Source organism: Mycobacterium sp. (assembly GCF_035314905.1).
In the GTDB taxonomy this organism is placed as follows: domain Bacteria; phylum Actinomycetota; class Actinomycetes; order Mycobacteriales; family Mycobacteriaceae; genus Mycobacterium.
Genome location: NZ_DATFYW010000035.1, coordinates 1 through 13,969, shown reverse-complemented (window position 1 = coordinate 13,969; position 13,969 = coordinate 1). Strand labels below are relative to the sequence as shown.

Below are 13,969 nucleotides of genomic sequence, written 5' to 3'. Positions count from 1 at the left end.
CCCGGGCTGAACCTGGTGTGGGTGCATGCGAACCGCCAAATCATCAACCGGAACCTCAACGCGGTGTTCGTGGCCGGCCCCGGTCACGGTGGGCCGGGGCCGAACGCGTGCGGCTGGTTAGAAGGCACCTACTCCGAGCTGTACAGCCACATCAAGCAGGACGAGGCCGGCATGGCGGCCTTTTTCCACCAATTCTCCTTCCCCGGTGGGGTGCCCAGCCACTGCGCCCCGGAGACACCGGGATCCTTTCATGAAGGAGGCGAGCTGGGGTATTCCCTGCTGCATGCCTATGGGGCGGCGTTGGATAATCCGCACCTGACGGTGTTTTGCGTCGTCGGTGACGGTGAGGCCGAAACGGGGCCGTTGGCCACCAGCTGGCATGCGCACACGTTTATCAACCCGGCCCGCGACGGTGCTGTCCTGCCGATTCTGGCGCTCAACCAATACAAGATCGCCAACCCCACCATCCTCGCGCGCATCCCCGAATCCCGACTACTGGAGCTGATTCGCGGCTGGGGCTACCACCCGCACGTGGTCGCTGGCGATGACCCCGCCGCGGTGCACCAAGCGATGGCCGCCACGCTGGACGCCTGCCTGGACCGCATCGCCGAGATCCAGCAGGCCGCGCGTCACGACGGTGCCAGCGGCGGGCAGTTGTGGCCAATGATCGTCCTGCGCACCCCGAAGGGCTGGACATGCCCCCCGGTGGTGGACGGTCAGCAGGTGGAAGGCACGTTCCGCGCGCATCAGGTACCGCTGCCGGAGGCGCGGACCGACGAGTCGCACCGTCGCGTGCTAGAGCAGTGGATGCGCTCCTACCGGCCGGGCGAGCTGTTCGACGACAGCGGGCGGCCCGCCGGTGAGCTGCTGGTGATGGCCCCGGCCGGTGCGCGACGGATGAGCGCCAACCCCGTTGCCAACGGTGGCGGGCTGCGCGACTTGCAGCTACCCGATTGGCGTACATACGGTGTCGGCGTGACGGTGCGGGGAGCCGCCGCACATGAGGCCACTCGAGTGCTCGGCGGATTCCTGCGCGATGTCACCACCGCCAACCCCACCAACTTCTTGACGTTCGCTCCAGACGAGCTGGCCAGCAACCGATTACAGGACATCCTGGAGGTGACCGGGCGTGACTGGCAAGCTGAAATCGGGCAATTCGATGAGAAGCTCGACCGCAAGGGGCGTGTCATCGAGGTGCTCAGTGAGCACATGTGCCAGGGGCTGCTGGAGGGCTATCTGCTCACCGGGCGCCACGGTGTGTTCACCTGCTATGAGGCGTTCATCCACATCATCGATGCGATGTTCAATCAGCACGCGAAGTGGCTCGAGGCCAGCGCCCAGGTACCGTGGCGGCGCCCGATCGCCAGCCTGAACTATCTGTTGTCCTCGCACGTATGGCGCCAGGACCACAATGGGTTCACCCATCAGGACCCGGGTTTTCTTGACGTCGTGGTGAACAAGCGCGCCGAAGTGGTGCGGGTGTATCTGCCGCCGGACGCGAACACGCTGCTGTGTACCTACGATCACTGCCTGCGCTCCAAGCACTATGTGAACGTCGTCGTTGCGGGCAAACAACCCCAGCTCGACTGGCTGACCGTGGACGAGGCGGCGCTGCATTGCGCCCGTGGCGCTGGCATTTGGGAGTGGGCCGGAAATAACGACGACCAGGGGACGGTGCCCGATGTGGTGTTGGCCTGCGCGGGTGACATTCCGACGCTGGAAACTCTTGCTGCGGCGGCAATCCTGCGCGAGCGGCTGCCGAAGCTGCGGGTGCGGGTGGTCAATGTGGTTGACCTGATGCGGCTGCAGCCCGAGGCCGAGCACCCCCACGGCCTGCCTGACACCGAATTCGACACCCTTTTCACGAAAAGCAGCCCCACCATTTTCGCCTTCCACGGCTACCCGTGGCTGATTCACCGGCTCGCCTACCGGCGCACCAATCATCAGGGTCTGCACGTTCGCGGCTACAAGGAACGCGGCACCACGACAACGCCGTTCGACATGGTGATGCTTAACGACTTGGACCGCTACCGCTTGGTCATCGACGTCATCGACCGGGTCCCGACCCTGTGCACCACCGCCGCCGCACTGCGCCAAGACATGGTCGATGCCCGGCTGAGGGCCAGAACCTGGACCCGCGAGCACGCCGCTGACATTCCCGACGTCGCCGACTGGACATGGCCCGGATAACGACCAACCTTTGTCCTGCACCGTCATTGGGGATGGTGCATAACCCGAACAACTGGATATGGTGTATAGGCCGAACAACTGGAGCGCGGACGGTGCGAAGCAATGACTGAGACAATCCTCGCCGGCGCGACAATCGAAGTCGGCCACCACAAGACTGCCGAATGGTTCGGCTTCACCGTCAATGTCGACACCGTGTTGTCGACCGTGATCGCGGCCGCGGTCGTCGTCGCGCTGGCCTTCGTCCTGCGCGCCAAGGTCACCTCCTCCGGCGTTCCCTCCGGGGTGCAGCTGTTCTGGGAAGCGATCACCATTTTCATGCGCGACCAAATCGAAACCACGATCGGGATGCGCATCGGATCATTCGTTCTGCCGTTGGCCGTGACGTTGTTCACGTTCATCCTTATCGCCAACTGGCTGTCGGTGGTGCCGCTGCAGTACCACGATTCGACGGGTGTCCACGAGTTGCTTCAGGCCCCGGCCTCCGACATCAACTTCACGCTGGCACTGGCAGTGTTCGTGTTCCTCTTCTACCACGCGGCGGGCATCTGGCGGCGCGGTTTGTTCGGGTACCTGGTGAAGCTGGTGAAGGGCCACATCGCAGTGTTGGCACCGATCAACCTCATCGAGGAACTGTCCAAGCCGATCTCCTTGTCACTCCGTCTCTTCGGCAACATGTTTGCCGGCGGGATCCTGGTCGCGCTGATCGGACTGTTTCCGTGGTACGTCTTGTGGCTGCCCAACGCGATCTGGAAGAGCTTCGACCTGTTCGTCGGCGCTATCCAGGCCTTCATCTTCGCGCTTCTGACGATCTTGTATTTCAGCCAGTCGATGGAACTGGACGAGGAGAGCCACTAGTGAAGATACGAACGTGCCGCCGCGCCCGTTTTTCACCATGTCGGTCGAGAGGTCGGTGACGACGATGGGTGAACACACCGTTACCCTGCTGGCGGCCGGGCAAGGCGGTAGCAATAACTTCCTGATGCCCAATGGCACTTTCTTCGTCGAGCTGTTCATCTTCTTGATCGTGCTGGGCGTGATTCGGGTATTCGTCGTACCGCCGGTGATGAAGGCGCTGGGCGACCGCGACGCCATGGTTCGCGAGACTGTTGAAGACGACAAGAATTCCGCCGGTGTGTTCGCCGCCGCGCACGCCGACTACAAAGCAGCGATGGGTAAGGCGCGCAACAGGGCTTCGGGTATCCGAGACGAGACTCGTGCTGAGGGGCGCAAAATCCTCGAGGAGATGCGCACCCGGGCGTCCGACGAGGCCACCCAGGGGCTGCAGCGGGCTTCCGAGCAACTCGAGCAGCAGGCCGACGCGACCGCTGACAATGTGCGCGCGTCGGTGGACAGGATGTCGAAGACGCTGGCTCGCCGCATTGGCGGCGCGGACCGCGCTACCCCGATCAGAAGCGCAGCCGCAGGGGGACACGGCACTGCCGAAACGACCGGGACCACAACGGCGCCCGGACGGTAACGGCGATGTCGACATTCATAGGAAACCTTATCGGATTCGCCGTCATCATCTGGCTGGTGCGGCGTTACGTGGCTCCGCCGGTGCGACGATTGATGACCGGCCGCCAGGAGCAGTTGCGCAGGCAGTTCGAAGAAAGTGCCGAAGCCAAGCGGCGGTTGGCCCACGCCAGGGATGCGCACGCGGACGCGGTCGAAGAGGCCGAGGTCAAAGCGCAGCGACTCATCGAGCAGGCACAAGCGGATGCCCGGCGCCTCGCGGAGCAACTGCGTGCACATGCGGAGGCGGAGGCGGAACGCGTCAAAGCGCAAGGTGCTCAGCATATTCAGCTGTTCTACGCCCAGTTCGTCCGCCAGCTGCGGAAAGACGCAGGCACGGAATCCATCCGTCGCGCAGGCGAATTGGTGCGCGATCAGGTGTCCGACCGGCAGGAGCAGTCGGCGACTGTCGACCGCTTCCTCGACGATCTCGATGCGATGGCCCCGTCGAAGGCGGCGGTCCTCGAGGATCCGGCCACCACGAGAATGCGCTCAGCCAGCCGCAAGGCGCTGTGCACGCTGGTCGACCGGTTCGACGAAGTGGCACACGCACTTGACGGACACGAATTGTCTAGTCTGTCCGATGATTTAGCTGCGGTGGCCGACCTGCTGACTCGCCAGACGAGCCTGACCCGCCACCTGGCCGACCCCGCCGACGACCCGGCGCCGAAGGTCAGTCTGCTGGAAGAGGTGCTGGGCGGCGAGATAGGCGATGCCGCCCTCGAGGTGTGCAAAAGCGCGGTGTCGGCCCGCTGGTCGGCCGGTGCAGACCTGGTCGACGGCATCGAGCACGTGGCGCAGCTTGCGCTGCTGGTACGCGCCGAACGCGACGGGGTGGTCGACGAGGTTGAAGAGCAGCTGTTCTGGTTCGGCCGTATCCTGGACGCTCAGCCGCGTCTGACTATATTGCTGAGCGATTACACCGCGCCGGCGTCGAGCCGCGTCAAGCTGCTCAACGACATCCTCGAGGATCCCTTCGACGTCAATCCGCTGATGGCACAGCTACTTTCGCAGACCATCGAGCTGCTGCGCGGTCAGCGCGCCGACGAGGCCGTCATGGAGCTGGCAGAACTCGCGGTAGCGCGACGCGGCGAATTGACCGCCCATGTCGTTGCTGCCGCCGAGTTGAGCGAAAGCCAGCACAGCCGGCTGACCGACGTGCTGAGCCGCATCTACGGCCAACCGGTGTCGGTGGTGTTGCGCATCGACCCCGACGCCCTGGGCGGTCTGAACATCAGCGTCGGTGACGAGGTGATCGACGGCACGCTGTCGTCGCGGCTTGCCGCGGCCAAGGCCCAGTTGCCGGACTGAACCCCGCGAGCATAAGCCTCCCGACCGACAGCACCACGAGAGCAGGAAGGCGGAATACCATGAAAGAACTGACAATCTCCGATGAGTACATTACGGGCAAGATCGACGCGTACGTCTCCAGCTTCACCACCGACACGGCGCGGGAGGAGACCGGCACGGTCATCGATGCCGGGGACGGCATCGCCCACGTCGAGGGGTTGCCGTCGGTGATGAGTCAAGAATTAGTGGAGTTCCCCGGCGGGATACTGGGCGTGGCTTTGAACCTTGACGCGCACAGCGTCGGCACGGTGATCCTGGGCGACTTCGAGGAGATCGAAGAAGGCCAGCAGGTCAAGCGAACCGGCAGCGTGCTGTCGGTTCCGGTCGGCGACGGCTTCCTCGGCCGGGTGGTAAACCCGCTCGGGCAGCCCATCGACGCTCGCGGCGACATCGAAGCCGAAACCCGCCGCGCGCTGGAGATGCAGGCCCCGTCGGTGGTGCAACGCCAGGGCGTCAAGGAGCCACTGCAGACCGGTATCAAAGCCATCGACGCGATGACGCCGATCGGTCGCGGCCAGCGCCAGCTGATCATCGGCGACCGCAAGACCGGCAAGACCGCGGTCTGCGTCGACACCATCCTCAATCAGCGCCGCAACTGGGAAAGCGGCGACCCCAAGCTGCAGATGCGCTGCGTCTACGTCGCCATCGGGCAGAAGGGCACCACCATCGCCGCCGTGAACCGCGCGCTCGAAGAAGGCGGCGCGATGGACTACACGACCATCGTTGCCTCGCCGGCGTCGGATTCCGCCGGTTTCAAATGGCTTGCCCCGTACGCGGGTTCGGCGATCGCGCAGCACTTGATGTACGACGGCAAGCATGCGCTGATCGTTTTCGACGACCTGTCCAAGCATGCCGATGCGTATCGTGCGATCTCGCTGCTGCTACGCCGTCCCCCTGGGCGCGAGGCCTACCCGGGTGACGTGTTCTATTTGCATTCACGTCTGCTGGAGCGCTGCGCCAAGCTGTCCGACGAGATGGGTGGCGGCTCGCTGACCGGCCTGCCGATCATCGAGACCAAGGCGAACGACATCTCGGCCTACATTCCGACCAACGTCATCTCGATCACCGACGGACAGTGCTTCCTGGAGACCGACCTGTTCAACCAGGGTGTGCGCCCGGCGATCAACGTCGGCGTGTCGGTGTCGCGGGTGGGCGGGGCAGCGCAGATCAAGGCCATGAAGGAAGTTGCCCAGTCGCTGCGCCTCGATCTGTCGCAATACCGCGAACTGGAGTCCTTCGCCGCGTTCAGTTCTGACATGGACCAGACCACCAAGGCGCAGCTGGAACGCGGCGGGCGGCTGGTGGAACTGCTCAAACAGCCGCAGAACCAGCCGATGCCGGTCGAGCAACAGGTGGTCTCCATCTTTTTGGGCACCAAGGGGCACCTGGATTCGGTGCCTACCGGGGATGTGCGCCGGTTCGAAACCGAGTTCCTCGACCATGTCCGTGGGTCCCATGAGGACATCCTCGACGAGATCCGAGAGTCCAAGAAACTCTCCGACGACGTCGCCGAGAAGTTGACCGATGTCATCAACGACTTCAAGAAGGGTTTCGCGCCGTCCAGCGGCGGCTCGGTGGCCCCCGAAGAGCACATCGAGGCACTCGACGAAGAAAAGCTCGGCATACAAGCGGTACCTGTGCACAAGCCAAGACCGCGCCTGCCAAGGCTGCCAAGGCCGCCCGCACCGCCGAAGAGGAAGTAGCCACCCATGGTTGCCACACTGCGAGAGTTGCGCGGGCGCATCCGCTCTGCCGAGTCGATCAAGAAGATCACCAAGGCTCAGGAGATGATCGCCTCGTCACGCATCGCCAGGGCGACCGCCCGGCTAGAAGAGGTCCGCCCGTATACGTTCGCGCTCCTAAAAATGCTGACCGACTTGGCCGACGAAGCGGCGCTGGATCATCCGCTGCTCGTCGAGCGGGCCGAGCCCAAGCGGGCCGGTGTTCTGGTGGTGGCGTCCGACCGCGGGCTGTGCGGTGCGCACAACGCCAACGTGTTTCGGCGCAGCCAGGAGCTGTTCTCGCTGCTGCGCGAGAAAGGCAAAACCCCGATTCTCTACGTCGTCGGCCGCAAGGCGCTGAACTATTTCACCTTCCGGAACTGGGACATCAGCGAGTCGTGGACCGGGTTTTCCGAGCACCCCAGCCATGAGAACGCCGTCACCATCGCCTCGACGCTGGTGGACGCGTTCATGGTCGGTGTCGGCGACGAAGGCGAGGTCCCGGGGGCCGACGGCGTCCTCGGCGTCGATGAGCTGCACATCGTGGCCACCCGTTTCGAATCGATGGTCAGCCAGCCGGTCGAGGTAGTCCAAATCGCGCCGATGGTGACGGAGGTCGTCGAGGAGTCCGGGCCGCGCACGCTGTATTCGTTTGAGCCGGACGCCACGACGTTGTTCGCGTCGCTGCTGCCGCGTTACGTCACCAGGTGCGTGTACCTGGCCCTGCTGGAAGCGGCGGCATCGGAGTCGGCGTCGCGCCAGCGCGCGATGAAGTCGGCCACCGACAACGCCGACGACCTCATCAAGGCCCTGACGCTGCTGGCCAACCGCGAGCGGCAGGCCCAGATCACCTCGGAGATCATCGAGATCGTCGGCGGCGCAGACGCTTTGGCCGCAGCCGCAGACAGCTAAGTACTACAGGAAGCGAAACGACTATGACTGCCGCCTCCGAAAGCCGACAGCCGATCACACCGACGCCATCACCGGCCGGGTGGTCAGGGTCACCGGGAGCTCAAGTGAGCACCACGACCGCCCACCCGGACACTATCGCGATCAACACGATCCGGACACTGTGCATGGACGCGATCCAGCGCGCCAACTCGGGCCATCCGGGCACCCCGATGGGGGTGGCCCCCGTCGCCTACACGTTGTGGCAGCGGTTCCTGCGCTTCGATCCCGCCGATCCGATCTGGCCAAACCGGGACCGGTTCGTGTTGTCGGAGGGCCATGCGTCAGCGCTGCTGTGGTCGTTGCTCCACCTGAGCGGCGTCCGCGCCGTGGACCCCGACTATGAGATTCTCAATCGGGCCGCAATTACTCTCGACGACCTCAAGACGTTTCGTCAGCTCGACTCTCGCTGCCCCGGCCATCCCGAGTACCGCTGGACAAGCGGCGTGGAAACGACCACCGGGCCGTTGGGCCAAGGGGTGGCGACCTCGGTGGGCATGGCGATCGCCGGGCGCTGGCTGGCGCAGCGCTACAACCGCGACGAGTCGACATTGTTCGATTTCGACGTTTATGCCCTGGCCGGCGACGGCTGCATGATGGAGGGCATCTCCGCAGAGGCCGCGTCCTTGGCTGGTCATCTCGGGCTGGCGAATCTGTGCTGGATCTACGACTCCAACCGCGTGACGATCGAGGGCCACACCGACATCGCGTTCACCGAGGATGTCGCGGCGCGCTTCGTGGCCCATGGCTGGAACGTCACCACCGTCGCCGACGCCAACGACACCGACTCGATCGATCGAGCGCTGCACACATTCAAGGCCGAGGGAGCCCGGCCGACCCTGATCGTGGTGCACAGCCACATCGGGTACGGCTCGCCGGTGGAAGACTCGCCCAAGGCACATGGGGAGCCGTTCGGGGTGGACGGTGTGCGGGCGACCAAGCGGTTCTTCGGCCTGCCCGAGGACGCCGACTTCTACATTCCCGACGGAGTCTACGACTGTTTTGCCTCCGGGATCGGCGCGCGCGGCAGGGCGGCCCGCGAGGCGTGGGAGGCGATGTTCGAGCGCTACCGCGAGACCCACCCCGACCTCGCCGACGAGATCGAGCGCATCCAGCGGCGTGACCTACCCGACGGCTGGGAGAACGCGCTGCCCACCTTCGGCGCCGATCCCAAAGGCATCGCGACCCGCGAGTCGTCCGGGCAGGTGCTGAACGCCGTGGCCCAGGCCGTGCCCTGGCTTGTCGGCGGTTCAGCCGACCTGTCCCCGTCCACCAAGACCAGGCTCGCATTCGACGGCGCAGGTGACTTCCAGGCCGCGCAACCGGGCCGGAACCTGCACTTCGGAATTCGCGAGCACGCTGCCGCAGCGATCACCAACGGCATGGCGCTTACCAAGCTGCGCCCGTACTGGTCGGGCTTTCTAATCTTCTCCGACTACGCCCGCGGGGCGATCCGGCTCTCGGCGCTGATGGAAATCCCGGTCCTGCACATTTTCACTCACGACTCGATCGGTGTCGGAGAAGACGGGCCCACCCACCAGCCGGTCGAGCAGCTGATCTCACTGCGGGCCATACCGGGCCTATTGGTGTTCCGCCCCGCCGATGCCAACGAGGTCGTCGAGACCTGGCGCATCGTGACCGCCGTGCGGCACGAGCCCGCCGCCCTGATCCTCTCCCGCCAGGCGCTGCCAACCCTCGACAGGAGCACTTTTGCGCCGGCGACAGGAGTCGCCAGAGGCGCCTACGTGCTGGCCGAGGCCGACACCGAAACACCGGACGTCATCCTGCTCGCTACCGGTTCGGAGGTGCATCTCGCGCTGGCCGCCCGAGAAGAGCTGCAGGCCGGCGGCGTCGGCACCCGCGTCGTGAGCATGCCCTGCTGGGAACTCTTCGATCGCCAGCCCCGGCAGTACCGCGACGAGGTGCTACCGCCATCGGTGACGGCACGTGTGGCGGTAGAGCAGGCGTCGACCCTGGGCTGGGACCGCTACGTCGGTGACGGCGGCGCGGTGATCGGGATGCACACCTTCGGGGCGTCGGCACCGCTGAAACAGTTGGTCAGCAAGTTCGGCTTCACCCCGGACCGGGTCGCGCAACGCGCGCGCGATTGCGTGACCGCGAGCCGCCAGCAATAACCCCCACGAACGCGCCGCCCCGAAACGCGGCACAGGAAAGGAAATTCGTGAACGCCACCGAGACCCTGCACGAGCGGGGACAGAGCCTGTGGCTCGACAACATCACCCGCAGCATGCTCGACGACGGCACCATCGGTAAATACATCGACTCCTACTCGGTGACCGGGCTGACCTCCAATCCCGCCATCTACGACAAGGCCATCGGATCGGGCGACTATGACGACGCGATCCGGGCCACGGCAGGCCGGGGGTTTGCGCCCGAGGAGCTGTTCTTCGATCTGGCCCTCGAAGACCTGCGCCGCGCCGCCGACTTGTTCCTGCCGATCCACGAAAGGACCGACGGAGTCGATGGGTGGGTCTCCCTGGAGGTCTCCCCCCTGCTCGCTTACGACACCGCGAGCACCGTGGCGGCGGCCAAGACCCTGCACGCGCGCGCCGGGCGGCCCAACCTGTTCATCAAGATCCCCGGCACTCCCGAGGGCCTCCCGGCGATCACGGAAGCCATCGCGGCCGGTGTCCCGGTGAACGTCACGCTGCTGTTCTCCACCGACCAGTACCTGGCCGCGGCGGATGCCTACCTGAAAGGCGTTGAGCGCCGGGTCGCCGACGGCCTCGACCCGGCCGTGGGCTCGGTCGCGTCGGTGTTCATGTCGCGCTGGGACACCGCGGTGGCCAAGCAGGTGCCCGCCGAGCTGCAAGGCAAGCTGGCCCTTGCGGTGGGCCTCGACGTCTACCGCGCCTACCGGCAACTGATGGACTCCGACCGGTTCCAGCGGCTGGAGAACGTCGGGGCCCGAATGCAGCGGCTGCTGTGGGCCAGCACGAGCACCAAGGACCCGGCCGCTCCAGACACCCTCTACGTGCACGGGCTGGCCGCTCCATTCACCGTCAACACCATGCCGGAGGCCACTCTTAAGGCCTTCTTCGACCACGGCGAGGTAGGGGAGCCGCTGCCGGCCGACGGCGGTGACGCCGATGTGCTGCTCGCGCGGTTCACCGAAGCGGGCGTCGATCTGGGCGAGCTCGCGGCCCAACTGCAGCGCGACGGGGCGAAGTCCTTCGTCGATGCCTGGAACGACCTGGTGGGCCGGATCGACGCCCAGACGTCCGTGGTCGCCTGAACAGCGCACCAGATGATCACCGACGAGACTTTCCCGGTCGAGCCGTGGCGCATTCGGGAAACGGACCTGGACCAGACCTTGCTGGAGCAGGCCGAGTCGTTGTTCGCACTATCCAACGGCCATATCGGCTTGCGGGGCAACCTCGACGAGGGCGAGCCGTTCGGCCTGCCGGGCACATATTTGAACGGCTTCTACGAGAAGCGGCCATTGCCCTACGCCGAGGCCGGCTACGGCTATCCCGAAGACGGTCAAACTCTAATCAATGTCACCAACGGCAAAATCATCCGATTGCTTGTCGATGACGAACCGTTTGACGTGCGCACCGGTGAATTGGCCGAGCACGAAAGGGTTTTGGATATGCGTGCGGGCACGCTTGCCCGGCTGGCGCGGTGGCGCTCCCCGAGGGGCAAGCAAGTGAAGGTGACATCGACCCGGCTGGTGTCGCTGCCGCAGCGCAGCGTGGTTGCCATCGAATACGACGTGGAGGCGCTTGACGAATCCATGCTTGTCACCCTGCAATCCGAGCTGGTGGCCAACGAGGATCAGCCGGCGCCGTCGGCGGACCCGCGAGTCGCGGCGGCGTTAAACAAGCCGCTGGAGTCGGTGGCTCACGAGACCAGCGAGCGGGGCGCAGTGCTGGTGCACCGGACGCGGGCGAGCGGGTTGACCATCGTTGCGGCGATGTCTCACGAGGTGGTGGGGCCCGGGCGGGTCGAGGTGGGCAGCGACTCCGGCGCCGACTGGGCGCGCACCCTCGTGATCTGTCGACTGCAACCCGGCGAGCACCTACGCATCGTGAAGTATCTGGGCTATGGCTGGTCGCCGTTGCGATCGGCGACGGCGCTGGTCGACGATGTCGCCGGCGCGGTGGCCCAGGCCCGCTATACCGGATGGCAGGGGCTGTGCGAGGCGCAGCGGGCCTTCCTTGACGACTTTTGGGACTGCGCCGATGTCGAGGTCGAGGGCGACCCGCAGTGCCAGCAGGCGGTGCGCTTTGGGCTGTTTCACTTGCTGCAGGCCAGCGCGCGCGCCGAGGGGCGGGCCATCCCGGCGAAGGGCCTGACCGGCGACGGCTATGACGGGCACGCCTTCTGGGACACCGAGGGGTACGTGCTTCCGGTGCTCACCTACACCGCGGCGTATGCCGCCGCCGACGCGCTGCGGTGGCGAGCCTCAATTCTGGATCCGGCGCGCCAGCGGGCGGCAGAGCTCGGGCTGGCAGGAGCGAGCTTTCCGTGGCGCACCATCGCCGGGCCTGAGTGCTCGGGGTACTGGCCGGCCGGCACGGCGGCCTGGCACATCAACGCCGACATAGCGATGGCCTTCGAGCGCTACCGCGTCGTGACCGGCGACGAGTCGCTGGAAGCCGAGTGCGGACTGCAGGTGCTCGTCGAGACCGCCCGACTGTGGGTGGCATTGGGGCATTACGACCGCCATGGGGTATGGCATCTCGACGGGACCGGCCCCGATGAGTACACGGCGATGGTGCGCGACAACCTGTTCACCAACCTGATGGCCGCAAACAACCTGGACACCGCGGCCGATGCGTGCACGCGGCATCCCGAGGCGGCACGCGCGATGGGTGTAACCTCCCAGGAGATTGCGGCGTGGCGGGATGCCGCCGACGCGGTGTGCGTGCCCTACGATGAGGAACTGGGTGTGCACGAGCAGTGTGCGGGATTTACCACATTGCGGGAGTGGAACTTCACCGCAGACACGGCCTATCCGCTGCTGCTACACGAGCCCTACGCGCGGCTGTACCTGTCACAGGTGGTTAAGCAGGCCGATCTGGTGTTGGCGATGCATTGGCTTAGCCACGCGTTTTCCATCGACCAGAAGGCCCGCAACGTCGACTATTACGAGCGGCGCACCACGCGCGATTCGTCGCTGTCGGCGGCCACGCAGGCGGTGCTGTGTGCCGAGGTCGGTCACCTCGAGCTGGCCCACGACTATACCGATGAGGCGGCGTTGCTCGATCTTCGCGACCTCAACCACAACACCCGCGACGGCCTGCATCTGGCGGCGTTGGCTGGAGCCTGGACGGCGTTGGTGTCGGGGTTTGGCGGTTTGCGCGACGATGAGGGGGTGCTGGCGTTGGACCCGTGCCTGCCCGACGGCATCACCAGATTGCGGTTCCGACTGCGCTGGGGGGGCTTTCGGCTGACCGCCGATATCAGCCACGCCGAGGTCACGTACCTGCTGCGCGACGGGCCGGAGGGCCAGCTGACCATCCGCCACGCCGGCTCTCGCTTGGATCTGAGAACCGATTCGCCCACGACGATGCCCGTGCGGCCGCGGGTTGCGCTGCTGCCGGCCCCGCCGCAGCCGCCTGGCCGCGCGCCCCTGCGACTCGCGGGAAAACATGGCGACGACGGTGCCAATGCTGGGGGCAATTGCAGCGCGACGGGGCCAATTCCTTCGTCAATGCCTGGAATGAGCTGATGGGCCGGATCGAGACGCAGACGTCCGCGGTCGCCTAAACAGCCCACCTGGACCGCCATTGCCAAGAAGGGAGTCAAAACGTGTCGATTCCGCCGTTGCGTGAGCGCCCGGCGCACGAGGCTCTTGCCCGACACTACTCGAAGATGGAGGGCCGCCATCTGCGAGAACTTTTCGCCGAGGACGCTACCCGCGGCGAGCGGTTCTGCGCTAAGGCCGCCGGGATCTACCTCGATTACTCGAAGAACCGCATCACCGAGGAGACTCTGAGCCTACTGTTTCAGCTGGCGCGGCAGTCTGAGTTCGAGCAGCGCGGCGACATGATGTTCGCCGGGGAGCGGATCAACGTGTCCGAGAACCGCTCGGTGCTGCACGTGGCGTTGCGGATGCCGAAAGGCACATCGCTGATAGTCGACGGGGTCGATGTCGTCGCCCAGGTGCATGAGGTCCTCGATCGGATGGCCGATTTCGCCACCAAGATCCGTTCGGGTGCCTGGAAGGGGCACACCGGCAAGCCGATCCGCAATATCGTCAATATCGGCATCGGCGGATC

At 65.5% G+C, this 13,969-nt stretch carries 9 protein-coding genes and 1 pseudogene; all 10 read left to right on the top strand.

Features of this window, described 5'->3' with window-relative positions:
* A partial coding sequence (locus VKG81_RS02550) for a phosphoketolase family protein (protein WP_324389394.1) occupies positions 1-2,190 on the top strand: 2,190 nt, incomplete at its 5' end.
* Between the two features lie 102 nt (positions 2,191-2,292).
* Positions 2,293-3,045, top strand: coding sequence for a F0F1 ATP synthase subunit A (gene atpB / locus VKG81_RS02545; RefSeq protein WP_324389392.1), 753 nt, complete (start codon positions 2,293-2,295; stop codon positions 3,043-3,045).
* A gap of 64 nt (positions 3,046-3,109) precedes the next feature.
* The gene (locus VKG81_RS02540; RefSeq protein ID WP_324389396.1) at positions 3,110-3,667 is read left to right on the top strand and encodes a F0F1 ATP synthase subunit B; all 558 of its coding nucleotides are present in this window, start codon (positions 3,110-3,112) and stop codon (positions 3,665-3,667) included.
* A 5-nt stretch (positions 3,668-3,672) separates the two neighbouring features.
* Entirely contained in the window at positions 3,673-5,013 is a 1,341-nt protein-coding gene (locus tag VKG81_RS02535; protein WP_324389390.1) for a F0F1 ATP synthase subunit B/delta, read from the top strand.
* 59 nt (positions 5,014-5,072) lie between these two features.
* Complete coding sequence (gene atpA, locus VKG81_RS02530) at positions 5,073-6,755, top strand: F0F1 ATP synthase subunit alpha (RefSeq protein WP_324389388.1); 1,683 nt, start codon at positions 5,073-5,075, stop codon at positions 6,753-6,755.
* A gap of 6 nt (positions 6,756-6,761) precedes the next feature.
* Positions 6,762-7,685, top strand: a complete 924-nt coding sequence (locus VKG81_RS02525; RefSeq protein WP_324389386.1) for a F0F1 ATP synthase subunit gamma — start codon at positions 6,762-6,764, stop codon at positions 7,683-7,685.
* 104 nt (positions 7,686-7,789) lie between these two features.
* Positions 7,790-9,856 (top strand): transketolase, encoded by a 2,067-nt coding sequence (gene tkt, locus VKG81_RS02520; protein WP_324389384.1) that lies wholly within the window; start codon positions 7,790-7,792, stop codon positions 9,854-9,856.
* Between the two features lie 47 nt (positions 9,857-9,903).
* A complete protein-coding gene (gene tal / locus VKG81_RS02515; protein WP_324389382.1) occupies positions 9,904-10,977 on the top strand; it encodes a transaldolase in 1,074 nt (357 codons plus the stop codon).
* Positions 10,978-10,989: 12 nt separating this feature from the next.
* Positions 10,990-13,419: a glycoside hydrolase family 65 protein gene (locus VKG81_RS02510; protein WP_324389380.1), complete on the top strand. Its 2,430-nt coding sequence runs from the start codon at positions 10,990-10,992 to the stop codon at positions 13,417-13,419.
* An 80-nt stretch (positions 13,420-13,499) separates the two neighbouring features.
* Positions 13,500-13,969: pseudogene (locus VKG81_RS02505) on the top strand (glucose-6-phosphate isomerase); the annotation flags it as partial.

Excerpts from the sequence above, each read along its gene's own strand:
- atpA (WP_324389388.1), top strand. The coding sequence starts at position 5,073 with ATGAAAGAACTGACAATCTCCGATGAGTACATTACGGGCAAGATCGAC.
- VKG81_RS02540 (WP_324389396.1), top strand. The coding sequence starts at position 3,110 with ATGGGTGAACACACCGTTACCCTGCTGGCGGCCGGGCAAGGCGGTAGC.
- VKG81_RS02535 (WP_324389390.1), top strand. The coding sequence starts at position 3,673 with ATGTCGACATTCATAGGAAACCTTATCGGATTCGCCGTCATCATCTGG.
- VKG81_RS02510 (WP_324389380.1), top strand. The coding sequence starts at position 10,990 with ATGATCACCGACGAGACTTTCCCGGTCGAGCCGTGGCGCATTCGGGAA.
- atpB (WP_324389392.1), top strand. The coding sequence starts at position 2,293 with ATGACTGAGACAATCCTCGCCGGCGCGACAATCGAAGTCGGCCACCAC.
- VKG81_RS02525 (WP_324389386.1), top strand. The coding sequence starts at position 6,762 with ATGGTTGCCACACTGCGAGAGTTGCGCGGGCGCATCCGCTCTGCCGAG.